Consider the following 24015-nt stretch of genomic DNA (forward strand, 5'->3'; position numbering starts at 1 on the left):
GCCGCTCGGCCCCCCACCGCACTCGCCCCACCGCCCCGCCCGCGCGCGCGCGCCCCCCGCCCCCCCCCCGCCCCCGGCGCGGCCCCCCCCCCCGGCGGCGTGGTGCGGTGAGGTCATGCGGGCAGGACCCACATCGGGTTGGAGTAGAACCACAGGTCCTTCCACGGGTCGGCGTCACCGAGGACGTCGATGGCCGGGCCCGCCGGGTCCACGGCGGCCCCGTTGATGCCGACCGCCGAACGGTTTCCGTCGGTGCCGCGCAGCCGGACGTAGACCGGCTTGTCGAGGCGGCCGAGGGAGTACGTCAGCCGGACGGCGCCGGTGGCCTTGTTGACCTCGAAGGACTTCACGACCTTGGTGGCGGGCGCGGCGAAGGTGTCCTTGTCGCTCGCCTTGCCGGTGACGGCGCCCTGGATGACGTCGACGCGGGCCAGGGCCGGCACGAACTGCGCCCAGTTGGGGCCGTTGGCGAGGCTGATCTCGATGACCAGGTCGACCTGGCTGCCCTTGCGGACCTGGAGCACGCCGCCGAGGGTGACCGCGCGGGAGCCGGAGCGCAGCTGGGCGTTCAGGCCGCTGATCAGGCCGCCGTGGTCGACCCAGACCCGGCCGGCCCGGATGCCGTCCATGACCGACTTGTAGGAGAAGGAAGCGGCACCGACGTGGGTACGGGAGTACTGGCCGGGCCAGAAGTCGGTGTCGGTGAGGCTGACACTGCCGCCGTAGACCGGGTCGTTGTAACGGCCGTTGGCGTTGAAGTCGCTGTTCGGGCCGCGCACCGCGGTGTCGGCGTACACGTTGTGGGAGTCGGAGTTGGCGGTGATCCACCAGGGCTTGCCCTCGGCGAGCAGACTGTCCCAGAGGCCGCCGACGGTGGCGGTCATCCAGTCGAAGCCGCCCCAGGTGCGGTAGCTCTCCAGCGGGTAGCCGCCGAAGGAGTCCGCGCTCGGGCTGTTGTCGTAGATGCCTCGCGCGGAGCCGGGGCCGTTCGGCTTGGGCAGGCCGCCCGCCTGGTGGCCGGGGGCGCCCTCCATGCCGACGGCGATCGACGGCTGGGCGTCGCGCCAGGCACGGATCTCGTGCGGGGAGTCGATGCCCTTGCGCGCCGGGTGGTTGGCGAGGAACAGGGCGTCCTTGACCTTGCGGCGCTGCACCTGCTCGGCGAGGAAGTTCAGGCCGGAGATGGCCAGCGCCTCATTGGCCGGGGTGTTGGCGGAGGCGCCCTTGACCGAACCGTCGAAGGAGTTCTCGAACTCCTTGAGGACGGCGACCTCGTTCTTGCCGGGGTGGACGAAGACGGTGCCGTGCTCGGCCGCCGGGATGTTCCACTCCAGGCCCTGGAAGACCAGCGTGTCGTCGATCTCGTCACGGGCCGCGACGATGTCCGGGTTGACCTTCTCGACACCGATCTTGGCGTGCTGCTCGCTGCCGTGGTCGGTGATGACCATCCAGTCCAGGCCGTGCGCGTTCGCCTGGCGGACGTGGTCGACGACCCGGTACTTGGCGTCCGAGCTGTACTGGGTGTGGATGTGGTGGTCGCCCGCCAGCCACAGGAAGTCGCCGGAGCGGCCGCTCTGGGAGTGGGAGGAGGAGACCGAGGCGGCGGCCTGACCCGCGCCGGCGAGGACACTGCCGGCCGCGAGGCCCGCGCCCAGCAGACCGGTGCGGCGCAGCATCGAGCGGCGGGAGAGCTGACAGGGCGTCAGCTCCTCGTCGGGGACCGACAGATCGAGGGCGGGCGGCAGCGACGAGGCGTCGCCGACCGTGTGGTGGTGATGGTGGTGATGATGACCGTGGTCGTGGCTGTGACCGTGGCTCATGCGCGAACTCCCGCGGGCCGTCGGGACGGGGGGTGACTCCAGGACGTGCAGAGTCTGCGAAGGTCGCGTGAATAACGGGAGTCGAGGTCATGGTGAGGTAAAGAACCGCTGATGTGCAGCAAACTACGGGGAGTTGGCACGTAAAGACGGCACACGCGGAAGTAAAGCACTGCAGGCGGACGGTAAAGCCGCCCGTGGAGCTGTACGCACAAAGCCGCCCGGGCCGGCCGGTGGGGCCGGCCCGGGCGTCGTACACCGGGCTTCGCCGGGATCAGACCCGCCGGGATCAGACCAGGTCGAAGCGGTCCGCGTTGGCGACCTTCGTCCAGGCGGCGACGAAGTCCTTCACGAACTTCTCCTTGGCGTCGTCGCTCGCGTAGACCTCGGCGACCGCGCGCAGCTCGGAGTTGGAGCCGAAGACCAGGTCGGCACGGGTGCCGGTCCACTTGACCGCGCCGGTGGCGAGGTCACGGCCCTCGAAGGTGGTCTGGTCCTCGGACGTCGACTTCCACTCCGTGCCGTAGTCGAGCAGGTTGGCGAAGAAGTCGTTGGTCAGCACGCCCGGAGTCTCGGTGAGGACACCGTGCTTCGACCCGCCCTGGTTGGCACCGAGCACACGCAGACCGCCGACCAGGACGGTCAGTTCGGGGGCGCTCAGGCCGAGCAGGTTGGCGCGGTCCAGGAGCAGGTACTCGGCCGGCAGGCGGTTGCCCTTGCCGAGGTAGTTCCGGAAGCCGTCGGCCGTCGGCTCCAGGGCCGCGAAGGACTCGGCGTCCGTGTGCTCGTCGGTCGCGTCGACCCGGCCCGCGGTGAAGGGCACCTCGATGTCGACGCCGGCGTCCTTGGCCGCCTTCTCCACGGCGGCGGCACCGCCGAGGACGATCAGGTCGGCCAGGGAGACCTTCTTGGCACCGGAGTTGAACTCCTGCTGGACGCCCTCCAGGACGCGCAGCACCTGGGCCAGCTCGTCGGGGTCGTTGGCCTCCCAGCCGCGCTGCGGCTCCAGGCGGATGCGGGCGCCGTTGGCGCCGCCGCGCTTGTCGCTGCCGCGGAACGTCGAGGCCGACGCCCAGGCGGTGGAGACCAGCTGCGAGACCGTCAGGCCCGAGTCGAGGAGCTTGGCCTTGAGGGCCGTGACGTCGGCGGCGTCGATGGCCTCGCCCTCGGCCGTCGGCAGCGGGTCCTGCCACAGCAGGGTCTCCGCCGGTACCTCCGGGCCGAGGTACAGGGACTTCGGGCCCATGTCACGGTGGGTCAGCTTGAACCAGGCGCGGGCGAAGGCGTCCGCGAACTCCTGCGGGTTCTCGTGGAACCGGCGGGAGATGGACTCGTAGATCGGGTCGAAGCGCAGCGACAGGTCGGTGGTGAGCATCGTGGGCAGACGCTTCTTCGACGGGTCGTGCGCGTCGGGGATGATCGCCTCGGCGTCCTTGGCGACCCACTGCTTGGCGCCGGCCGGGGACTCGCTCAGCTCCCACTCGTAGCCGAAGAGGATGTCGAAGAAGTCGTTGCTCCACTGGGTGGGCTTGGTGGTCCAGGTGACCTCCAGGCCGCTGGTGATCGCGTCGCCGCCCTTGCCGGTGCCGTAGGTGCTCTTCCAGCCGAGGCCCTGCTGCTCGATCGGCGCACCCTCGGGCTCGGCGCCCACGTTCTCCGCGGGGCCGGCGCCGTGGGTCTTGCCGAAGGTGTGGCCACCGGCGATGAGGGCGACGGTCTCCTCGTCGTTCATCGCCATGCGGCGGAACGTCTCACGGATGTCGCGGGCCGCGGCGATCGGGTCCGGGTTGCCGTTGGGGCCCTCCGGGTTGACGTAGATGAGGCCCATCTGGACGGCGCCGAGCGGGCTCTCCAGGTCACGGTCGCCGGTGTAGCGCTGGTCGTCCAGCCAGACCTTCTCGGGGCCCCAGTAGACGTCGTCCTCCGGCTCCCAGACGTCCTCGCGGCCGCCGCCGAAGCCGAAGGTCTCGAAGCCCATCGACTCCAGAGCCACATTGCCGGTGAGGATCATCAGGTCGGCCCAGGAGATGGCCTGACCGTACTTCTTCTTGACCGGCCACAGCAGCCGGCGGGCCTTGTCGAGGTTGCCGTTGTCCGGCCAGCTGTTGAGCGGGGCGAAGCGCTGCTGGCCGGCGCCGGCGCCGCCGCGGCCGTCGGAGATGCGGTAGGTGCCCGCGCTGTGCCAGGCCATCCGGATCATCAGCGGGCCGTAGTTGCCGAAGTCGGCCGGCCACCAGTCCTGCGAGGTGGTGAGCACCTCCGCGATGTCCCGTTTCACGGCCGCGAGATCAAGGCCCCGGAACGCCTCGGCATAGTCGAAACCCTCGTCCAGCGGGTTCGCGACACCGGGGTTCTTGGCAAGGATCTTCAGGTTGAGTCCCTCGGGCCACCACTGGCGGTTGCCGCCGCCCTGCGTGGGATGCGGGGCACGGTCGTGCGCGACCGGGCACTTGCCCGCGGCGTTCTCCTGGGTCTCGGACATGGGGGAAATCCTTCCGGAAGGGGCGGATCGACGTACTCAGGAATTACTGACGGTGGAGCAGGCGGGGCACAGGCCCCAGTAGATGACCTCGGCCTCGTCGATGGCGAAGCCGTGGTCGTCCGAGGCGGTCAGGCACGGGGCGTCGCCGACCGCGCAGTCGACATCGGCGACGGCACCGCACGACCTGCACAGGACGTGGTGGTGGTTGTCGCCGACGCGCCCCTCGAACCGGGCCGGGCTGCCGGCTGGTTCGATACGGCGTACGAGTCCTGCCGTGGTGAGCGCGTGCAGCGCGTCGTACACGGCTTGAAGCGATATGTGGCCTACGCGCTCGCGGACGCCCGAGGCGACCCCTTCGACGTCGAGATGATCGCCGTTGCGAACGGTCTCCAGCAGCGCGACGCGGGCGGCCGTCACCCGCAGGCCGGCACCACGCAGCTCGTCGGCGGTGGTCGGGGGCTGGGATGCGGTCATGGCGCCAACCTATCCTCATAAACACGAGTGATTCAAGAAAACAAACTGTTCAAGTTTGGTGCCGAAGCAGACAACCCCCATCCCTCCGTCATCATCCGTCCGCGGACTTTGCCATCTCTTTACAACCCGTCCCGGTGCCCGGTCGTCTCTCCGCTCGATCCGTTACTCAGCCCGCCCTGACCACCGCGGGCCGACGAAAGAGAGCGTCTCCATGCGCCGAACTGTCCTGACCGCCACGGCACTCGCCTGCACCGCCGTCCTGGCCGGCACCGTGCCCGCGTTCGCCGACGGCACCAGCCCGAGCCCGGTCCCCACCGTGGCACCGTCCGCCGCCCCCTCCGCGGAACCCTCCGCCGTCCCCTCCCAGGCGCCGTCCGCCGAGCCCACCCGGGCCTCGACCCCCGCACCGACCCGGGACAGCGGCCAGGTCGCGGCCGTGCCCCAGGGCGCGCCCGACACCGGGGTGACGGAGCCGTCCTCGGACTCCGGGACCGAGAGCGCGCTGATCGGCGGCGGCGCGGCGGCGGCGCTCGCCGCGGGCGCCGTGGTCTTCGCCGTGCGTCGCCGCCGGGCGACCGGGGCATGACCTCGCTCTCCAGGCGCGCCTTCGTCACCGCCGCGACGGCCTCGCTGCTGGCGGGCTGTGCGGGGCAGGCGGCCCACTCGACGGCCACCACCGTCCGCCACGAGGAGCCGCCGGCGCCTTCGCCGTCCGCCACGCCGACCGCGCTCGGGCGTTCCGTGCCGGTCCGGCTGCGCATCCCGGCGATCGGCGTCGACACTCCGCTGCTGCGACTGGGGCTGGCGGCCGACGGCACCGTGCAGGTGCCGCCGATCACCGCGCACGACCGGGCCGGCTGGTACCGCCACTCCCCCACCCCGGGGCAGGTCGGCCCGTCGGTGATCCTCGGCCATGTCACGGTCGGCTCCTACGGTGACGGCGTCTTCCGCCGGCTCGCGGAGCTGCACCGGGGCGAGCAGGCCGTGGCGCGTCTGGAGAACGGCCGGTCGGCGGTGTTCACCGTCGACGAGGTGCGCACGGTCGCCAAGGCCCACTTCCCGACCGAGGACGTGTACGGGGACGTGGACCGCCCGGAGCTGCGGCTGATCACGTGCGGCGGCCCGCGGGGCGGCGACGGCTACCTCGACAACGTGATCGTCTTCGCCACGCTGGCCGGCACGACAGCCTGACCCGGCGGACCCGGATGCGGGACCGGTGGAACGTGGCGAACCGGTTCCGCATCCTCCTCATCGACCCGACGAGCCCTTCGACCCTGGAGAACGTTGAAACGGTCCCGTGACAAGGCGGCGTCCGAGCTCTTTGCCGCCCTGTACCCGCGCCTGGCCGGCTGGTGCCGCCGGCTGGTCGACGACGACGAGACGGCGCACGAGATCGCCTCGGAGGCGTTCACCCGGCTGTGGGCCCGGTGGACGTCGGTGGAGGAGCCCCGCGGGTTCCTCTATGTCACCGCGGCCAATCTCGTCCGGGACCACTGGCGCAAGCTGGAACGCGAGCGCCGGACCGTGCGCCGCGTCGGCTCGGAGGCCGCGAGCCGCCCGCACGCCGAGCAGGCGGACCCCTCGGTACGGCTGCTGGTGCAGTCACTGCCGGAGCGACTGCGCGTCCCGATCCTGCTGCATTACTACGCTGACATGCCGATCCGGGAGGTGTCCGAGCTGACCGGGCGCAAGGAGGGAACCGTCAAGGCCGATCTGCACGCGGCCCGTGAACTGCTCCGCGGCCATCTGAGGAGAAGCCTTGACCACACGCTTTGACGAGGAGCCGGAGTTCGACGGCCCCGACGACCCCCTCACCGTCGTGCTGCGGCCGCCGGCCGCCCATCTGGGCCCGCCGCCGGGCCGGTACGAGGAGATCCGGCGCGCCGCGGGCCGCCGCCGACTGGTGCGTGCGGCGGCCGGGGCCGGGGTGACCTGTGCCGTCGCCCTCCTGGTGGCCCTGCCGATGCGTCTGACGGCGCCCTCGGCACCGGTGTCCCCGCGGGTCCCCCTCGCGCCGCCGGCCGTCAGCCCCACGGCCCCGCACCGCGTCCCGGCGTCTCCGGTGCCCCGCAGCCCGACACCGAGCCCCAGCACCACGCCCGGACGGAGCCGCACCACACAGGTGCCCACCCGTGGGCCGTCGACGGCTCCGTCGGCGGTGCGGGTCACGCCCTCCGAGGACCGGCCGAGCGCCGTCGCCACGCGGCCCCAGTCATAGCGGTGTCAACATGACGAAGGATCGCATCACCCGTTCGTGCCCCCGTGTTTCGGCGCGCCGCCTGTCCTGCGAACGCGCGGGCCAGGGCGTCGGAGCGGGGGGTGCGGCCCCCCGCGAGGGCCACGGTCCGTGTCGGCCGTCCGGGTAGGGTCGCACCCGCCCATCCGGCCGCTACGGCCCGTTTGGCCGAGGCCGCTGCTCGGCGTTGGTGTGATGTTTCGTACGAGGCCGGAATGAAAGGTGTGGAACGGGCAACGCTCCGTTCCATGCTCCACGCGCGAACCCTCCGGCAGGTGACCTGATGACGACGGCGACCAAGGCCCCTCTGACCGCTCCGGCCGCCGCGCCACCCTCCCGTACCCAGCCGTCCGCCCCCGCCCCCTCGCTGCCGTCCCTCACCGGGCTGAGATGGATGGCCGCGCTGCTGGTCTTCGGACTGCACGTGCACAACTTCCGCTACTTCGGCGGCACCGGCGCGCGCTTCATGTCCTGGGGATTCGAGGCCGGCGCGTCAGGGGTGTCGTTCTTCTTCGTGCTGTCCGGGTTCGTGCTGATGTGGTCCGCGCGGCCGGGTGACCGGGCGGGGCGTTTCTGGTGGCGGCGCGTCGCCCGGGTCTATCCGGTGCACCTGGTGACCGTCGTCATCGCCCTGCTGATGGCCCTCACGCTGCCCCGCCAGCCGAGGCCGACCCTGCCGCAGGGCCTGGCCGACCTCTTCCTGGTGCACTCCTGGTGGCGGCCTTGGTGGCAGACGCTGGACCCGGTCAGCTGGTCGCTGGCCTGCGAGGCCTTCTTCTACGCCGCCTTCCCGCTGCTGGCCCTGGTGCTGCGCCGGCTGGACGTGCGGGGTGCCAGGCTGCTGGCCGGGGTGTCCGTGCTCGCGGTGCTGGTGCTGGCCTGGACGGACGCCCACCACTGGTGGGACCAGCCGATCAGCTCCTTCCCGGCGGCCCGGCTGCCCGAGTTCGTGCTCGGCGCGGCCGCCGCGCGACTGGTGCTGCTCGGCCGCTGGCGCGGCCCCGGCCTGGAGGCCTCGCTCGCGCTGGCGGTCATCGGTTACTTCCTGGTCCCGCAGTTCACCGACGAGTACGCGGCCACCGCCTGCACCATCACGGGTTTCGCGCTGCTCATCCCGGCGGCCGCCCTCGCGGACCTGCGCGGGCTGCCCTCGCTGTGGCGGCGCCGGTGGCTGGTGCGCCTCGGCGAGTTGTCGTTCGCGTTCTACATGGTCCATCTGCTGGTGCTGCGGACGGGCACCCACCTGCTCGGCACCCGCCCGCGCTTCGGCCTGCTCACCGGGGCGGCCGCCGCCACCGTCGCGTTCGCCGTGTCGCTGGGCCTGTCCTGGCTCCTCTACGAGGGAGTGGAGCGGCCCGCGCGACGGCTGCTGCTGCGGCGCCCGGCCCGGCGGACGACGGCCTAGCCGGCTACGGGAACTGCGTCACCTTGGAGGGGGTCGTGCTGGTCCCCGAGGTCGGCGATCCGGTGGTGTTGACGACGTGGGCGTACTGGCCCATGCCACCCAGGGAGATCACCAGCAGGTCGTGCATCTTGATCCCCGAACCGGTCGGCACCTGGAAGCCGTTGGACTGCACGATCGACGGGTCGGCCGTGTAGTTGCAGTAGCTGCCAAGACCCCATGCCTCGTGGCTGGTCACGGTGTCGGCGACCTTGTAGGCCGCGTAGCCGACGACGCCGTCATGGGTGATGGCGGCGGCGTTCGGGGCGTCGTAGGCCTTCTCGTTCTGGAAGAAGATCGTGCGGCCCCTCTCGCCGTTCCAGTAGACGTCGTACTTGTTGAAGTGCTCGACGAACAGGCCGGTGGCGAGGACGTCGTTGCCGTTGACCCGGAGGCCGTAGTCGGCGCGGTTGGTGTTCCAGCCGACGCCGCTGCCGTGGTCGGCGCGCCAGAGCCAGGTGTGGTCGATGATGACGTTGTTGCTGTTGACGACCACGGAGTTGGTGGCGAGGCCGGGACCGGCGCCGCCGATGCGGACGAACACGTCCTGCATGCTGGTCGGGTTGGCGGAGTGGTCGGCGGCGGAACCGGGGTCGCCGATCCGCAGCAGGGTGTCGGAGTTGACCGAGCCCGCGTCGATGAGGAACCCGGCGAGCTTCACGCCGTCGACGTCGGCCACGTGCATGGCGTCGACGCCGTTGTCCGGGACCAGGGTGGCCAGACCCAGGCCGAGCACCACCGTGTTGGCGCGGGTGACGTTGATGGTCTGGTCGAGGTGGTAGATGCCCGGCGTGAACAGGAGGTTGAGGCCCTGGGCGAGGGCCTGGTTGATGGTGGCGGCGGTGGCGCCGGGCTTGACGACGTAGAACTGGTCCAGCGGCAGCGAGGTGCCCGCGTTGGCCGGCCAGGAGACGCCCCGGGCGTTGGTGCGCTTCGCCGGCACGAAGACCTTGTAGGTACTGCCGTCCAGGTACAGGAACGGCTTCTCGCGCGAGACCGGGGTGGTGTCCAGCGTGGTGTACGGGCCGGAGTCGAAGTTGGTCGCGGGTGCGCCCTGGACTCCGGAGAAGGTCATGTTCCAGACGCCGTTGGTCCAGCCGCCGACCGAGCTGTCCCGGGTGTACCACTGCTGCTGGGAGTACGGACCGACCGTGCCGTCGATCTTCGAGTCGGCGATGTAGCCGCCAGAGGCCCAGCCGTAGCCGTTCGGGGCCAGGTTGAGGCCGCCCTTGACGTGGATACGACGGAAGGGGGCCGCCTGAGCCACGGCCCAGCGGTCCGTCCCGTTCGACGGTGTGATGGCGAGGTTCTCCGCCGAACGCCAGAAGTTCTGCGTGGCGTTGCCGTTGAACCAGCCGGCGTCGACCGTGACATCACCGTTGATCTGGGTGTCGTCGGGGTTGAGGCCGAGGCCGGAGATCGAGGTGTAGAAGCCGATCTGGGCGTTGATGCCGTTGTAGGTCCCCGGCTTGAGCAGGAACTGGTAGCGGCCGGTGCCGAACTGGGCCGACTCCTGCTGGGCGAAGACGGAGTCGAACTTCGCCTGGAGGTTCGGCGTGGACGGGTCCACGACGATCACGTTCGGGCCGAGGTCGCCGCCGCCCTGGACCGGGGGCGTGCCGGTGGTGGTGCCGAAGACCTGGAACTCCCAGAGCGAGTAGCCGTACTGGGTGGCACGGTGCACGCCCTGCATCCGGACGTAACGGCCCTGGCCGGAGACGGCGAGGGTGTCGGTGCCGCCGTCCCCGCCGGTGACCGACGTGAGGTCGGTCCAGCTGCTGCCGTTCGCGGAGATCTGGACCTTGTAGTCCTTGCCGTAGGCGGTCTCCCAGTTGAGGACCACCTGGGTGACCGTGGCGGTGGCGCCGAGGTCGACCTGGAGCCACTGGTCGTCGGTGAAGGCGGACGACCAGCGGGTGCCGGTGTTGCCGTCGACCGCGTTCGCCGCCACGGTCCCGGCGTTCTCCTCGGAGGAGGCGGTGGCCGTCTTCCCCTGGGACAGGGGGGTGTCGGCGGCCTGGGCCGCCGGGGCGTGCACGGTGGGCAGGGCGAGCAGCGCCGCCATGGCGGCGAGCGCTACGCCCAGGGATCTCAGTCTCATCAGCGGCTCCCTGAGATGGGCACGGACGCGCCCGACGGACGCACCTCCGTGCTTAGTTCAGGATTTGATTTAAGTGATGAGGCAACCGGGCGACAACCCTTCGGCACCGGATTTTTCGACGACCGCTCCTCCGCGACGGGGCGGAGGGAGGCCGGCGGGGATCAGGTCACCGGGCGGCGAGTCGCTCGTACATGGCGGCGGGGTCGCCGGACAGGGCGCCCTTGACCCAGCGGGTGAGGTCGTCGGCGAGCACCTCGAAGGCGTCCGACTCGACACCGTCGAGGGCCGCCGCGGCGACATCCTGCGGGCTCACCTTGGGCGCCTCGACATGGGCCGCCATGTCGGTGTCGACATACCCCATGTGCAGGCCGGTGACGCCGATGCCCCGCGACTGGAGCGCCAGGCGCAGGCTGTTGGTCTGCGACCAGAACGCCGCCTTGGAGGCGCTGTAGGCGCCGCCTTCGGCGAACCAGGACAGCACCGAGTGGACGTTCAGGATGTGGCCGCCGCCGTTGCGCTCGATCAGCGGCACGAAGGCGCGGGTGAGCAGCAGCGGCCCGTAGAAGTTGATCTCGAACTCGTGGCGGATGTCGTCGAGCGAGGAGGTCAGGAAGCGGGTGCCGGTGGCGACCCCCGCGTTGTTGACCAGGAGGGTGACGTCCTGGGCCTGCTCGGCGACCGCGGCCACGGAGTCGGGGTCGGTGACCTCCAGCGCCAGCGCCACCGCGTCGGGGTGGGTGACCGAGCGCGGGTCGCGGGCGGTGGCGTAGACCTTGCCGGCGCCGCGTGCGTACAACTCCTCCACCAGCGCCTTTCCGACGCCCCGGCTGCCGCCGGTGACGAGGACGACGGAGTCCTTGATCGCGGTCATGACACTCACACTCCAGACTTGGACAGAGCCGGAAACCGATCGGTTTCCGACGGCTGCGACCATAGTAAACCGATCGGTTTCCGACTTCAAACGCGGAGGGTGACGCCCGGCCGCCGGCCGCACCGGATGTCCTTACGGGCAGGGCGAGTTACTCGATCCAGTTCATTGCGTCCGACCTCTGGCTCCGGACTCCTACCGGGCGGTATACAGACCCCCGACACACGCGTGCGGACCGCCCGTCGGGACAGGTTGCGCGCGCGTCCCGGTTCCAGGGGGGATCTTCATGGCGTACGGCACCCCGTCCGACGGTTCGGCGAGACGGCACCGGCGGAAGGCCACCGTGGCGGCGGCTCTGGGCGGCTGCGCCCTGGTGGCCGCTTCCACGACACCGGCCGCGGCGCACAGCGGCGGCCACCACGGCGGCCACGACCGCGGCACCAGCTATGCGGCGCTCGGCGACTCCTACACCTCGGGCCCCGTCATCCCGACGCAGGTCGACGCCAACTGCGCCCGCTCCGACCACAACTACCCCTCACTGGTGGCGGCGGCCCGGCACGTCAGCGCGTTCAAGGACGTGAGCTGCGGCGGTGCGACGACCGCGGAGATGTGGAAGGCCCAGGGCACCAACGGCCCTCAGCTCGACGCCGTCCGGCGGGACACCGACCTGGTGACGGTCCAGATCGGCGGCAACGACATCGGGTTCAGCTCCATCATCGGCACCTGCGCGACGCTCAGTGCCACGGACCTGACGGGCAACCCCTGCCAGCGGTACTACAACGCCTCCGGCACCGACCAGCTGACGGTCAGGATCGCGCAGACCGCACCCAAGGTCGACAAGGTGCTGCGGGCCGTCCGGGCCCAGGCGCCGCACGCCCGGATCCTGGTCGTCGGCTACCCCGACCTGCTGCCCGACGACGGCAGCGGCTGCTATCCGACGGTGCCCTTCGCCGCCAAGGACTTCCCCTACCTCCGGGACGTCGGGAAGCGGCTGAACCTCATGCTGCGCCTGGTCGCCGCGTGGAACGGCGCCCGGTACGTGGACACCTACGGCCCGACCGTCGGCCACGACATGTGCAAGGCCCCCGCCGACCGCTGGATCGAGCCCCTCCAGCCGACCTCACCGGCGGCTCCCGCCCACCCCAACGCCAAGGGCGAGGCGGCCATGGCCGGGGCGGTGCTGGAGCGGCTGGACAGGCGGCACTAGGAGCTGGTCGGCAGCGGCTCGGGTGCCGTGTTCCACGGGGGGGGCGGCGCCCGAGCGGCTCGGACGGTCCGACACCACGGCCTGTCCGCCCCCGTGGAAGGGACCGGGGGACGGTTCGCGATAGGTTGGCCTGCATGAGCGACAACGTTTATTTCGACATCTCGATCAACAACGAGCCGGCCGGCCGGATCGTGTTCAACCTGTTCGACGACGTGGTCCCGAAGACGGCCCGCAACTTCCGTGAGCTCGCCACCGGGCAGAACGGCTTCGGCTACGCCGGTTCGGGGTTCCACCGGGTCATCCCCCAGTTCATGCTCCAGGGCGGTGACTTCACCCGCGGTGACGGCACCGGCGGCAAGAGCATCTACGGCGAGAAGTTCCAGGACGAGAACTTCCAGCTCAAGCACGACCGCAAGTACCTGCTGAGCATGGCCAACGCGGGCCCGCACACCAACGGCTCGCAGTTCTTCGTCACCACTGTTCTGACTCCGTGGCTGGACGGCAAGCACGTGGTCTTCGGCGAGGTCGTCGAGGGCTCGGAGATCGTCGACAAGATCGAGGGCTACGGCAGCTCCAGCGGTGCGCCGAAGGCCAAGATCGAGATCACGGCCAGCGGCACCGTCTGACAACGGCCCCCCACATGTGAACGGTGACCGGGCGACCGCCCGGTCACCGTTTGTCCCGTGCGCGCCGGAGTTCCTCGACCTCCGGCGGGGCGCGGCCGGCCGGGTGATCGTGCGCGGTGAGGTGTTCCAGGGCCTCGGCCAGTTCCTGGCAGGCCTCCTCGACGGAGAGCCGGGTGTTGCGCTGCTCGGTGATCACGGCCGACAGCAGCAGCGCGGTCAGGGCCAGCGCGCCGTTGAACAGCTGGAGCTTCAGCATCACCTCGACGGGGGACAGCCGGGCGAACGCGCCGACGCCCTCCGTCGCGGCGACCGTGGCCATCACCGATGCGAACAGGGCGCACAGCATGCTTCCCGCCAGCCGGAACCGCAGCGCGGCCCAGATCAGCAGCGGGTAGACGAGGAACAGCGCGCCCATGGAGCTGCGCGTGGCCACCGGGACCAGGACGGCTGCGGCGAGCGCGAGAGCCAGCGTCTCCTTCCAGCGGGCCAGGGACGGAAGCCGGCGGGCTTCGAACAGCGCCAGCAGAACCGGGGTGACGATCAGGACTCCCATCGCGTCGCCGACCCACCATGCCAGCCAGATGGGCCAGAAGTGGGTCGCGGCGAGCTTGCCGGCGAGGATCAGCGTGACCACGTCGACGGTGGAGCTGATCAGCATGGCGGCGAGCGCCCCGAGGAACACCAGGGCAAGGCCGTCCCGCAGTCGGCCGAGGTCGGTGCGGAAGCCGACCCGGCGCAGCATCAGGTAGGCGCACACCGGCCCGGCCGTGTTGCCGAGGAGGATGCCCAGGACGTCGGGTCCGGGCGTGCCGAGCGACAGCACGAGGAAGAAGGCGCCGAGCGTGACGCCCGGCCAGCAGCCCAGGCCGAAGACCAGCAGACAGGCCAGCGCCACTCCGGTCGACGGATAGACGGGGGTGAAGACGGCACCCTCGACGGTGAGCCGGCACAGCAGGCCCAGCCGCCCTGCCGCGTAGTAGCAGGTGGCGACGGCCAGCGTCCGGAGGGCGAAGACGGCCGGTCGGCGCGGTTCCTGGATACCCACCACAGCAGCCATCAGACACCGAGGCGGCCGGGTCGGCGAGGCGGGAGCCGCCTACGGCCGACGTGCCGGACCGACGCCCGCCGCCCCCGCGTCCGACGGGAAGAACCACTGCCGGGCCAATGCCCACGCCCCCGCAGCCGGCGTACCCGGCCCACGGCCGTGCCGCTGAAGCGTGCGGCCGAGGGTCTTCACGGCGTGCGGTCGAGGCTGTCGTGGCCCACGACCAGGACCGCGGCGTCGTCCTCGTGGCCCACCTGTTCCGCGCCCTTGATCACGGCGGCGGCCAGGGAGTGTGCCTCCAGGCCGGCGACGGCGGCGATGCCGGCGAGTCGTACCACCTGGTCGAGCCCCTCCTCGATGCTCATCGACGGCCCTTCCACCACCCCGTCCGTGAGCAGCACGAACATGCCTCCGGTGGTGAGCCGGAACCGGGACACCGGGTACTCGAAGCCGGGTTCGATGCCCAGCGGCGGCCCGCCCTCGTCCTCGCCGACCCCGGACTTTCCGTCCGCGGTCGCCCAGACGAAGGGGATGTGACCGGCCCGGGCGCTCTCAAGCACCCCGGTCTCCGGGTCGAGCCGCATGAACGTGCAGGTGGCGAAGAGGTCGTTGCCCAGGGAGACCAGCAGGTCGTTGGTCCGGGCCAGCAGTTCGCCCGGCTCGCTGGTCACCGAGGCGAGCGCCCGCAGCCCCGCCCTGACCTGGCCCATGAAGGCGGCCGCCTCGATGTTGTGGCCCTGGACGTCGCCTATGGACAGGCCGATACGGCCGTCGGGCAGGGTGAAGGCGTCGTACCAGTCGCCGCCCACGTTGAGCCCATAGGTGGCGGGCGCGTACCGGACGGCCAGGTGGAAGCGGGGGGTGTCGGGCAGGTCCCGGGGCAGCATGCCGCGCTGCAGGGCGATCGCCAGCTCGACCTGGGAGCGCTGGTACTCGGCCCGCTCGCGTGCCTGGGCGGTGAGCGACCTGAGTCTGACCAGCAGCTCGTCGTCGTCCATTGAGCGCTTGCGGGGCATGGATCACTCCGGCCGGGGCGGCAGCCTTTCCAGGACAAACCCTTAGATTTTCACCTTTACAGGATCATAGTGCGGATGACGGGCACCAGGTCGGCCGCACCGGCGACGGCCGGGCGCGGTCGGCCGTCGCCGTCCTGACCACGGGACGGCCCGGCGGGCGGGGCGGGCCCGCGGTCAGGACGAGGGGTTCACCCCTGGCGGATCCCGTCGGGGCGGCGCGAGGCGCGCAGCGTGCCGACCGTCTTGAGCAGCCGGTCCGCCGGCTCACGCAGCCGGGGATGGGCGAGGACGGTGTTGCGCAGCCCGCGGACCGGGCGGCGCCACAGCCGGTGTGCGGCGGCCACCGGATGGGTGCGGGTGACGAACCCCTCGCCCACCCGCAGTTCGCGGGTCTTGAGCCAGTCCTTGTACTCCTTGTCCCCGCGCCCGAGGTCGACGAGGGTCACACCCCCGCGGGCCGCGCCCTCGGCGGTGCGCAGATGCATCATCAACCCGGGTGAGTAGTAGTGCAGTTCGGGGTCGTAGGCGGTGAACCAGGCGGCCAGAACGGTGCCCGAGCGCGGCCCGAAGTGCGCTGCCACCGGGCGGTCGCCCGCGTAGAGCACGGAGAGCACACCGGTGAAGTGCTCCTCGCGGACATGGAAGAGGTGGTCCACGAGGTCGACGATCCAGGGGCGGGCGAAGCGGTCCATGCGTCCGGTCCGCCGGTACTGGGCGGACTTCCAGCGCATCAGGGTGCGCAGGGCCGCCGGGTCGCGCTCGTCGAACTCGAAGCGCAGGTCGCCGATGTCACGGCCGAGGCGCCGTTCCTTCTTCAGCGTGGTCTTCGCCAGGCCGGGGTAGGTGGCGCGCAGCCACTCGGGGTAGCCCCCGTCGGCGGGTTTGACGTCGATCACCGGCGAGGCGAAGGTGCCGGTGACATGACCGGCGAACGGTCCCTGTTCGGCGACCAGATGGTCGAACTCGAAGATGGACATCCCGCACGCGCTCAGCAGCTCCTGGGCGTCCCAGGTGACTCCGGGCCGGTGCACCAGCGCCTGGCAGTCGGAGAGGCCGAGGCCGATGGCCCGGCCCACGCCGAGGGCGTTGCGCTCGAAGGGGAAGAAACCGACGGGTTCACCGGCGTCGCGCAGGACCGCCACCCGGACGCCCCCGCGGTGTCTGCCGACCCCGATCGTGAACTCCGGGGCCAGAAAGGGATTGGCGTACTCCGGTGACTCGTCCATCGCGTGGTGCCAGGCCCGGCAGAGCGACTGGGTCAGCTCGCCGGGTCTGTGGATCGTGATGTCCACCTCAGATCAACCGCCCTTCGGTTGACGAGGTGTGTGGCGCATGACTCCGGGACCGACTCCCGGACGGGCCTCTGCACTGGCCTCTGGATCGCATGGGCGACCACTCCCCCCCATAACGCGGATTCCGCGTTCTGCCGTTGCTACGAACAGCTCCTGTTCCCCGCCGTACACCTTCGGTCCGCGACCGGCGACGGGATCGCCGGTCCGGAGGTGTCGCTCAAACGTCGCGAAACAGTACGCACGCTGTCAAGAGTGCCACTTTCACGGCGGGATGGGGGTGGGGTGACTCGGACTTTCCCGGTGCTTTCCGTCAGGTCGCCGTCGCCGCGGCCGCCGCCCGGCCCGCCTGGCGGCCCGAGAAGAGGCAGCCGCCGAGGAAGGTGCCCTCCAGCGAGCGGTAGCCGTGCACCCCGCCGCCGCCGAAGCCGGCGACCTCACCGGCGGCGTACAGGCCGGGCACCGGAGAGCCGTCACGCGTCCGGAGAGGTCGGTCTGGAGACCGCCCAGGGTCTTGCGGGTGAGGATGTTGAGCCGGACGGCGATCAGCGGGCCGGCGCTGGAGTCCAGGATCCGGTGGATCGGCGCCGTACGGCTCAGTGAGTCGCCGATGTAGCTCAGGGCGTTGCGGATGCCCTGGACCTGGACGTCCTTGGTGTACGGATTGCCGATCTCGCGGTCGCGGGCCTCGATCTGCCGTTTGAGGTCGGCGAGGTCGATGAGGTTGTCGCCGGTCAGCTTGTTCATGCCGGTGACGAGGTCGGTGAGGTTGTCGGCGACCACGAAGTCGACACCGTTGTTCTTGAACTTCTCGATGGGCTCGGGGGTCTGCCAGATCCGGGACAGCAGCTGCCAGACGTTCTTGTTGGTGAGGTCGGGGTTCTGCTCCGAGCCGGAGAGCGCGAACTCCTTGGCGATGCGTGGGAGTCCTTGACGCCCATCAGCCGCTGTTCGTCGGAGTCGACGAAGAACAGTCCGCCGAAGGACCAGAAGGCCTGGCCGCCCAGGCTCGCCTCCGGTTCCTGGTCGAGCAGCAGCACCTTGCGGCCGGCGGCGGCGAGTTCGGCGGTGGCGACCAGGCCGGCGAGGCCGTGGCCGACGACGATCGCGTCCGCGTCCTGGGACTCGGCGGCGAACGCCCCTGCCTGGCCGAGGGTCATTCCGGCGAGCGTGCCGCCGGCCACCGTCAGCACCTGACGGCGGGTGAACCGGGACGGCTGGTCGGTGCCGTCGACCGGGCCGGCGCCTGCTCTGGGATTCACCATGGGTGGGGGTGCCTTCCGTACGGATGCGGGCGGTGCGGGAGACAGGTCCGAGACTGCCGAGACGACAGGGTGTTACCGACGGTAGCCCAAGGTGGCGGGCGGCGGCAGAGTTCTGCACACGGGGATGGTCAGATATCCCAGGGCGGCAAGAGGCATCAGACGGGCAAGCGATTTCCTATAGGATTTTGGGTGCGAAGGGTGATTCTGGACCGAGGCCTTCCCGCATCCCCCCTGATGGCATCTACTCCTGCGCAAAGTCTTGACGCACACGCCTCCCTGACCCACGATCTCCGCAACGATTTCCTATCTGATTCCGCAGGGGTGGGCGATGCACTTCCCGACCAGATCCGTCCTGCCCGGGCTTCTCACAGCGGCCCTGCTCGCCGCGGGGACAGCGGCCTGCACCTACCGCAACGCCACCGGCCCCGCGGCCGGTGGCGCCACGACTGCCCAACGGACGGGCAGCGGTGCCGAGTTGGCGGACGGCTCCCGGACCGAGGTGGCCCTGGTGCCCGGTGGCGCGCATCCCTACTTCCAGCCCTGGAAGACGGCGGGCGCCGCCGCGAAGAAGACGTACGGCCTCGGGTCCGTGACCTTCGACGAGACGGCCGAGTGGGACCAGCAGAAGCAGAACAACCTGCTGTCCACGCTCGCGGCGCGCGGCTACAACGCCTTCGGGGTGTTCGGGGTCTCCCCCACCGACATCAACACGACCTTCGCGGACCTCAAGTCGCAGGGCTTCCCGGTGGCCTCCCTCGGCTCGTGTCCGGCGGGCGGCACCGACGAGGCCGACTTCTGTCTCTCCACGAACGTCGAACTCGCCGCCTACAAGGCGGCGAAGGCGGCCATCGAGGCCATGGGCGGAAAGGGCACCCTGGTCCATCTGACCGGCAACAACGTGGACGCCAACACCCAGTTGCGGATCAAGGGTGTCACCCGGGCCGTCAGGGAGTCCGGCGGCAAGGTGCGGCTCCTGCAGACCGTCACCGACATCGACACCGACCTGGGGACCGCGCAGAAGGCGGTGTCCGACCTGATGGCGGCGAAGGGCGACCGGATCACGGGCATCGTCGCCACCGCCTACAACCCGGCCGTCGCCGCCGCCGACGCCGTCCGGTCGTCCGGGTCGAAGGCGAAGGTCATCGCCATCGACGACGACGCCAAGATCCTCAGCGGCATCAGGCAGGGCACGGTCACGGCCACGGTCGTCCAGAACCCGGTGGGCCAGGCCGAGATCGGCGTCTGGGCGCTCGCGCTGCTCCAGACGAAGCAGTGCACCGTGCGCGACCCCGGGGTGGAGGTGGACTCCGGCTCGTTCGTCGTCGACAAGGCGAACGTGGCCGACTACGACAAGGCCCGGCAGGCGAAGACCGCGCAGCTGAAACAGGAGTTCGCCGACAGGATCCTCGCGTGCGGCTGACCACCCCGACAGAGAACGGACATCGATGACCCTCATCACGACCGCGACCGCCAGGCTGGCCGACATCGCCGTCGAGACGGACCGTACCGACGCGGTGCAGTCCTTCGTCAAGCAGGAGACGGTCCTGGTCGACCTGGAGACGGCGGACGGCCTCACGGGCACCGGCTACGCCTACACGATCGGCACCGGCGGCAGCTCCGTACTGGCCCTGCTGCGCGACCATCTGCTGCCCGCCCTGGTCGGGCAGGACGCCCGCAATGTCGAGGCCCTGTGGCAGCGGCTGTTCGCGCTGACCCGGGCGACCACCACCGGAGCCATCACCTCCCTCGCGCTCGCCGCCGTGGACACCGCCCTGTGGGACGTGCGCTGCAAGCGGGCGGGCGAGCCGCTGTGGCGGCTGGCCGGCGGACACCGCCAGGAGGTCCCGGTCTACGACACCGAGGGCGGCTGGCTCCATCTGAGTACCGAGGAGTTGGTGAAGAGCGCCCTGCGAGCCCAGGAGGCGGGCTGGGCGGGCGTCAAGATCAAGGTGGGCCGGCCGCATCCCGCCGAGGACGCGGAGCGGCTGGGCGCCGTGCGCGAGGCCGTGGGCCCCGCGCTGCACATCATGACCGACGCCAACCAGTCCCAGACGGCGTCCTCGGTGCTCCGGCTGGCGGCCGCGCTGGAGCCGTACGCGCCCTACTGGCTGGAGGAGCCGCTCCCGGCGGACGACATCAGCGGGCACGCCCGGCTCGCCCGGGCCACCGGGATACCCGTGGCCGTCGGCGAGTCCATGTACTCGCTGGCGCAGTTCCGGAGTTACCTGGAGGCCGGTGCCGCCTCCGTCGTCCAGGTGGACGCCGCCCGGATCGGCGGCATCACCCCGTGGCTGAAGGTCGCGCACCTGGCGGAGAGCCACAACGTGATGGTCTGCCCGCACTTCCTGATGGAGCTGCACGTCAGCCTGGCCGCCGCGGTGCCCAACGGCCGGTACGTGGAGTACATCCCGCAGCTGCGGGCCGTGACCCGGACCGAGCTGACCATCCGCGAAGGCATGGCGGTGGCCCCGGACGTGCCGGGCATCGGCATCGACTGGGACCGGGACGCCCTCGACGACCGGAGGGTGGCATGACGACGTCCGTCAGCCCACCGGACACCGTCCCGGAGGAGAGGACAGCCGGTCACCGCATGCCGTTCTGGGTCAACCAGCGGCTCGGCCTGCTCGTCCTGGTCATCGCGCTCGGCGTCCTGTTCGGCGTGCTACGGCCGGCCTTCCTCGACCAGCGCCTGGTGCTCTTCCCGCTGCTGCGGGACGTCGCCACGCTGACCGTGGTGGCGCTCGCCCAGATGGTCGCCCTGTCCGTGGGACACATGAATCTCGCGGTGGGGCGGATGGCGGCGTTCGGGGCCATGTTCGCGGGCCTCGGCTACGACCGGCTCCATCTCCCGATGCAGGCCGGGCTGCTGCTGTGCCTGGCCGCCGGTGCGGCGATCGGCGCGGTCACCGGCTGGCTGATCGCCCGCACCGGGGTGAGCTCCTTCGTCGTCACGCTGGCGATTGACTTCGCCCTGCTGGGCCTGGTCTCCCTGCTGTACTCGGCCCTCACCGAGGACGCCGCCTTCACCAACCGCCCGGCCGGCATCGACGCGCTGCGGTCCTACTCCCTCGCCGACATCTGCGTCGGACCGATCTGCGGCTCACCGGCCATCCCGCAGCTGGCCCAGTTCACCGTGTACGCCATGCTCGGCCTCGGTTTTCTGTACGGCTGTACGCGCATCGGCAGGGAACTGCTGCTCACCGGGGCGAACCCGGCCGCCGCGGAGCTGTCCGGGATCCCCACCGGACGCCGGGTCCTGCTGGCCCACACCCTCTCCGGGATGCTCGCGGCGCTCGCCGGTTTCATGGCCGCCGCCGGGACGGGCACGTTCCGCGCCTCCATCGGCGACGACTTCATGCTGCCGTCCTTCCTGGGCGCGGTGCTCGGCGGCACCCTGCTCACCGGCGGGGTGGTCTCCGTCCTGGGCACGCTGCTCGGCACCGCGCTGGTCGGTGTGATCCGCAAGGGGCTCGACCTGCTCGGCGTCGGCCTGGAAAGCCTGAACATCTACCTCGGCTGCATCCTGCTGCTTGCCCTGTCGGCCGACCGGATCCGCACCGTGGTGTCCTATCGCAAGGTGGTGCGCTCCACATGAGCACGATCCGCGATCAGCAGAGCCGTGCGGCCGCGGTGCTGCACCGGTTCTCCCGTACGACGACGGCCATGCTGCTGCTGGTGGTAGTGGCCGGCTCGGTGGCGCTGGAGGTGGCGTCGTCGGGCTCCTTCTTCGAGGGCCCCTCGGTACGGGTCTTCCTGCAGTACCTGGCCACGCCCATCCTGATCGGTCTGGCGCAGATGGTGGCGCTGTGCGTGGGCCAGCTCAATCTCGCCGTCGGCGCCCTGGGCGGTTTCACCGCCTGTCTGACGGGGGTGCTCATGGCCGATCACGGGGTGCCGGCCATGGTCGCCGTGCCGGTGGGCCTGCTGACGGCGACCGCCGTCGGCCTGGTGACCGGCATCGTCATCGTGACCACGCAGATCAACGGCTTCATCGTCACGCTCGCCACCATGACGATCCTGCTCGGCGCCCAGTACCGGCTCACCGGCACCCGTACCGTCGACGGCTACTCACCGGCCCTGCGCGACCTCGGCACGGCGGCGCCGCTGAACGTCCCGCTCGTCTTCGTCACGGCGATCGTCGCGGCGGTCCTGCTGGGCGGGTTCGTGTACCGCACGGTCGCGGGACGGCGACTGCTGGCCGCCGGCGGCAATCCACTGGCCGCCCGGCTGTCCGGAATCTCCACCGACCGGCAGATCGTGGTCGCGCACACGCTGTCCGGACTGCTGGTCGGGGTGGCCGCCGTGACGGCGACCGCCTCGCTGCCCGGCGTCAACCGCAGCGTCGGCGGTGACTGGCTGCTGCCTAGCTTCGCGGCGCCGATCATCGGCGGTGTCGCGCTGACCGGCGGCTCCATCGCCGTGTTCGGGACGGTGCTGGCGGCCTTCGTGACCCGGCTCATCGACGCGGCACGCGCCCAGTTCTCGCTGGACCCGAGCTGGGTGAACCTCCTGATCGGGCTGGTCGTGCTCGGCACGGTCGCCGGCGGCCACCTGCACCAGACCCGACTGGCGAAGACCACCCCGTCCCCGCAGCCGGGAGGTGCGCGGTGAATCCGGTCCTCCTCGAATGCCGCGACCTGGTCAAGGTCTTCCCCGGGGTCCGCGCGCTGGACGGCGTGGGGCTGCGGCTCACCGCCGGCAGTGTGCACGCGCTCCTCGGGGAGAACGGCGCCGGCAAGTCCACCCTCATCAAGGTCCTGACCGGGGTGCACGCCCCCGACGGCGGCACCCTCGCCTGGTGCGGCGAACAGGTGCAGCTCCGCTCGCCGTTGGAGGCGACCCGCACCGGCATCGGCGTCGTCCACCAGGAACGCAACCTGATCCCGGGCTTCTCGGTGGCCGAGAACATCACCCTGCAGAAGCCGCCCGCGCGCCGCGGACTGGTGGACTACGCGGCCATGACCGAACCGGCCGTCACCTGCCTGACCGAGCTGGGCGTCGACCTCGACCCGGACCGGCCGGTGCGTGAACTGTCCGTCGCGCAGCAGCAGTTGGTGGAGATCGCCAAGGCCCTGTACACCGAGAGCCGGGTGCTGCTCCTGGACGAGCCCACCGCCTCGCTGTCCCCCGAGGAGACGGAGCGCCTGTTCGAGGTGGTCCGGCGGCTGGCCGAACGCGGCGCCTGTGTGGTGTTCGTCAGTCACAAGCTGGAAGAGGTGTTCGCGGTCTGCGACACCGTCACCGTGCTGCGGGACGGGAGGTCGGTTCTGGAGTCCGCGCCGCTGGCCGAGCACACCCACGACGACATCGTGAGCCTCATGGTGGGCCGCGCCCACGCGGCGGCTCAGATGCGCCCGCGCACGGTCGACCGGTCCGCCGCGCCGGTCCTGGAGCTGGACGCGGTCGCCACGGCCGGCGGGCACCGGGACATCAGCCTGGCGGTGCGGCCCGGGGAGATCGTCGGTCTGTACGGGCTGGTCGGCGCCGGGCGGAGCGAACTGGTCAAGGCGGTGCTCGGCCTGGACCGCGTCACCGGCGGGGAGGTGCGGGTGCACGGCAGGCCGGCCCGGATCGCCTCGCCGCGCCAGGCGCTGCACGAATTCGGCATCGGGTACGTGACCGAGAACCGCAAGGAGGAAGGCGTCTTCCTGGAGCAGCCGATCGTCCGCAACATCACGGTGACGGTGTGGCGGAGGCTGGCCAGGGCGTTCGGGTTCGTCCCGGCGGCCGAGGAGCGCGCGGTCGCCCAGGACCTCGTCGGCCGGCTCGGCATCCGGATCACCGGCCTCTCGCAGAACGCCGGCGAACTCTCCGGCGGCAACCAGCAGAAGGTCAGTCTCGCCAAGTGGCTGGCCGCCGACACCCGGCTGCTGATCGTGGACGAGCCGACGGTCGGGGTGGACGTCCGCACCAAGCGTGCCTTCCACGAGCTGATCTGGGAGCTGGCCGGCGACGGCCTGCCCATCCTGCTGATCAGCAGCGACCTCGCGGAGATGGTCACCCTCGCCGACCGGATCGTGGTCATGACGGACCATCGCGTCCGCGGCGAGCTCGACAACGACCGTGGCTACGAGCGGATGAGCGGCCGGATCATCCGCCAGATCCACGCTCAGGATCCGGTGGGCTCGTGAAACGCGGGGCGACCCGG

General features: G+C 71.0%; 20 protein-coding genes and 2 pseudogenes. 12 read left to right on the top strand and 10 right to left on the bottom strand.

All coding sequences use genetic code 11. The features are described 5' to 3' along the window. Nucleotides 1–113: 113 nt before the first annotated feature. The 3 genes from ACWGJB_RS21330 to ACWGJB_RS21340 all read right to left on the bottom strand — a co-directional run bounded on the left by ACWGJB_RS21330 (nucleotide 114) and on the right by ACWGJB_RS21340 (nucleotide 4773). Nucleotides 114–1820 carry a PHP domain-containing protein gene (locus ACWGJB_RS21330; RefSeq protein ID WP_453381704.1) on the bottom strand — a complete coding sequence of 569 codons (1707 nt, stop codon included), beginning with the start codon at nucleotides 1818–1820 and terminating at the stop codon, nucleotides 114–116. A gap of 286 nt (nucleotides 1821–2106) precedes the next feature. Beyond that, nucleotides 2107–4299: a catalase/peroxidase HPI gene (gene katG, locus ACWGJB_RS21335; protein ID WP_453381705.1), complete on the bottom strand. Its 2193-nt coding sequence runs from the start codon at nucleotides 4297–4299 to the stop codon at nucleotides 2107–2109. A gap of 36 nt (nucleotides 4300–4335) precedes the next feature. Beyond that, nucleotides 4336–4773 carry a Fur family transcriptional regulator gene (locus ACWGJB_RS21340; RefSeq protein ID WP_384481734.1) on the bottom strand — a complete coding sequence of 146 codons (438 nt, stop codon included), beginning with the start codon at nucleotides 4771–4773 and terminating at the stop codon, nucleotides 4336–4338. A 211-nt stretch (nucleotides 4774–4984) separates the two neighbouring features. Here ACWGJB_RS21340 and ACWGJB_RS21345 point away from each other — a divergent pair, with 211 nt between their 5' ends. The 5 genes from ACWGJB_RS21345 to ACWGJB_RS21365 all read left to right on the top strand — a co-directional run bounded on the left by ACWGJB_RS21345 (nucleotide 4985) and on the right by ACWGJB_RS21365 (nucleotide 8414). After that, a complete protein-coding gene (locus tag ACWGJB_RS21345) occupies nucleotides 4985–5359 on the top strand; it encodes a sortase-dependent protein (protein ID WP_453381706.1) in 375 nt (124 codons plus the stop codon). After that, the gene (locus ACWGJB_RS21350) at nucleotides 5356–5964 is read left to right on the top strand and encodes a class F sortase (RefSeq protein WP_453381707.1); all 609 of its coding nucleotides are present in this window, start codon (nucleotides 5356–5358) and stop codon (nucleotides 5962–5964) included. Before ACWGJB_RS21345 ends, ACWGJB_RS21350 begins: the two co-directional genes overlap by 4 nt. A 93-nt stretch (nucleotides 5965–6057) precedes the next feature. Then, nucleotides 6058–6549 carry an RNA polymerase sigma factor gene (locus tag ACWGJB_RS21355; protein ID WP_453381708.1) on the top strand — a complete coding sequence of 164 codons (492 nt, stop codon included), beginning with the start codon at nucleotides 6058–6060 and terminating at the stop codon, nucleotides 6547–6549. After that, on the top strand, nucleotides 6533–6991 hold the full coding sequence (locus ACWGJB_RS21360) for a hypothetical protein (protein WP_453381709.1): 459 nt from the start codon (nucleotides 6533–6535) through the stop codon (nucleotides 6989–6991). Before ACWGJB_RS21355 ends, ACWGJB_RS21360 begins: the two co-directional genes overlap by 17 nt. A gap of 301 nt (nucleotides 6992–7292) precedes the next feature. Continuing rightward, complete coding sequence (locus tag ACWGJB_RS21365; RefSeq protein WP_453381710.1) at nucleotides 7293–8414, top strand: acyltransferase family protein; 1122 nt, start codon at nucleotides 7293–7295, stop codon at nucleotides 8412–8414. Nucleotides 8415–8418: 4 nt separating this feature from the next. On the opposite strand, the gene ACWGJB_RS21370 is transcribed toward ACWGJB_RS21365, so the two are convergent. Together ACWGJB_RS21370 and ACWGJB_RS21375 are read right to left on the bottom strand one after the other, a co-directional pair. Beyond that, nucleotides 8419–10551 (bottom strand): discoidin domain-containing protein, encoded by a 2133-nt coding sequence (locus ACWGJB_RS21370; protein ID WP_453381711.1) that lies wholly within the window; start codon nucleotides 10549–10551, stop codon nucleotides 8419–8421. Between the two features lie 166 nt (nucleotides 10552–10717). Next, a complete protein-coding gene (locus ACWGJB_RS21375; RefSeq protein WP_453381712.1) occupies nucleotides 10718–11422 on the bottom strand; it encodes an SDR family oxidoreductase in 705 nt (234 codons plus the stop codon). A 283-nt stretch (nucleotides 11423–11705) separates the two neighbouring features. On the opposite strand from ACWGJB_RS21375, the gene ACWGJB_RS21380 reads away from it, so the two are divergent. Together ACWGJB_RS21380 and ACWGJB_RS21385 are read left to right on the top strand one after the other, a co-directional pair. After that, entirely contained in the window at nucleotides 11706–12626 is a 921-nt protein-coding gene (locus tag ACWGJB_RS21380; protein WP_453381713.1) for an SGNH/GDSL hydrolase family protein, read from the top strand. Nucleotides 12627–12760: 134 nt separating this feature from the next. Next, nucleotides 12761–13252, top strand: coding sequence for a peptidylprolyl isomerase (locus ACWGJB_RS21385; protein ID WP_360478482.1), 492 nt, complete (start codon nucleotides 12761–12763; stop codon nucleotides 13250–13252). A gap of 43 nt (nucleotides 13253–13295) precedes the next feature. Here the strand turns inward: ACWGJB_RS21385 and ACWGJB_RS21390 are convergent, their stop codons facing one another. From ACWGJB_RS21390 to ACWGJB_RS21410, 5 genes and pseudogenes are all read right to left on the bottom strand, one after another. After that, nucleotides 13296–14309, bottom strand: a complete 1014-nt coding sequence (locus tag ACWGJB_RS21390; protein WP_453381714.1) for an MASE1 domain-containing protein — start codon at nucleotides 14307–14309, stop codon at nucleotides 13296–13298. A 176-nt stretch (nucleotides 14310–14485) separates the two neighbouring features. After that, nucleotides 14486–15313 (bottom strand): PP2C family protein-serine/threonine phosphatase, encoded by an 828-nt coding sequence (locus tag ACWGJB_RS21395; RefSeq protein WP_453381715.1) that lies wholly within the window; start codon nucleotides 15311–15313, stop codon nucleotides 14486–14488. A 188-nt stretch (nucleotides 15314–15501) separates the two neighbouring features. Beyond that, nucleotides 15502–16605: a GNAT family N-acetyltransferase gene (locus tag ACWGJB_RS21400; protein WP_453381716.1), complete on the bottom strand. Its 1104-nt coding sequence runs from the start codon at nucleotides 16603–16605 to the stop codon at nucleotides 15502–15504. 310 nt (nucleotides 16606–16915) lie between these two features. Next, nucleotides 16916–17520: pseudogene (locus ACWGJB_RS21405) on the bottom strand (FAD-binding protein); the annotation flags it as partial. A gap of 53 nt (nucleotides 17521–17573) precedes the next feature. Further along, nucleotides 17574–17867, bottom strand: a pseudogene (locus ACWGJB_RS21410) (FAD-binding protein); the annotation flags it as partial. A gap of 328 nt (nucleotides 17868–18195) precedes the next feature. Here ACWGJB_RS21410 and ACWGJB_RS21415 point away from each other — a divergent pair. From ACWGJB_RS21415 to ACWGJB_RS21435, 5 genes are read left to right on the top strand one after another with little or no spacing between them, the layout of a single operon-like run. Next, the gene (locus ACWGJB_RS21415) at nucleotides 18196–19287 is read left to right on the top strand and encodes a sugar ABC transporter substrate-binding protein (RefSeq protein WP_453381717.1); all 1092 of its coding nucleotides are present in this window, start codon (nucleotides 18196–18198) and stop codon (nucleotides 19285–19287) included. Between the two features lie 25 nt (nucleotides 19288–19312). Continuing rightward, entirely contained in the window at nucleotides 19313–20401 is a 1089-nt protein-coding gene (locus tag ACWGJB_RS21420; protein WP_453381718.1) for a mandelate racemase/muconate lactonizing enzyme family protein, read from the top strand. Continuing rightward, on the top strand, nucleotides 20398–21462 hold the full coding sequence (locus tag ACWGJB_RS21425; protein WP_453381719.1) for an ABC transporter permease: 1065 nt from the start codon (nucleotides 20398–20400) through the stop codon (nucleotides 21460–21462). Before ACWGJB_RS21420 ends, ACWGJB_RS21425 begins: the two co-directional genes overlap by 4 nt. After that, nucleotides 21459–22478, top strand: a complete 1020-nt coding sequence (locus ACWGJB_RS21430; protein ID WP_453381720.1) for an ABC transporter permease — start codon at nucleotides 21459–21461, stop codon at nucleotides 22476–22478. The genes ACWGJB_RS21425 and ACWGJB_RS21430 overlap by 4 nt, the downstream gene beginning before the upstream one ends. Then, nucleotides 22475–23998, top strand: coding sequence for a sugar ABC transporter ATP-binding protein (locus ACWGJB_RS21435; protein WP_453381721.1), 1524 nt, complete (start codon nucleotides 22475–22477; stop codon nucleotides 23996–23998). Before ACWGJB_RS21430 ends, ACWGJB_RS21435 begins: the two co-directional genes overlap by 4 nt. Nucleotides 23999–24015: the final 17 nt, after the last annotated feature.

Source organism: Streptomyces sp. NPDC054813, assembly GCF_053611365.1.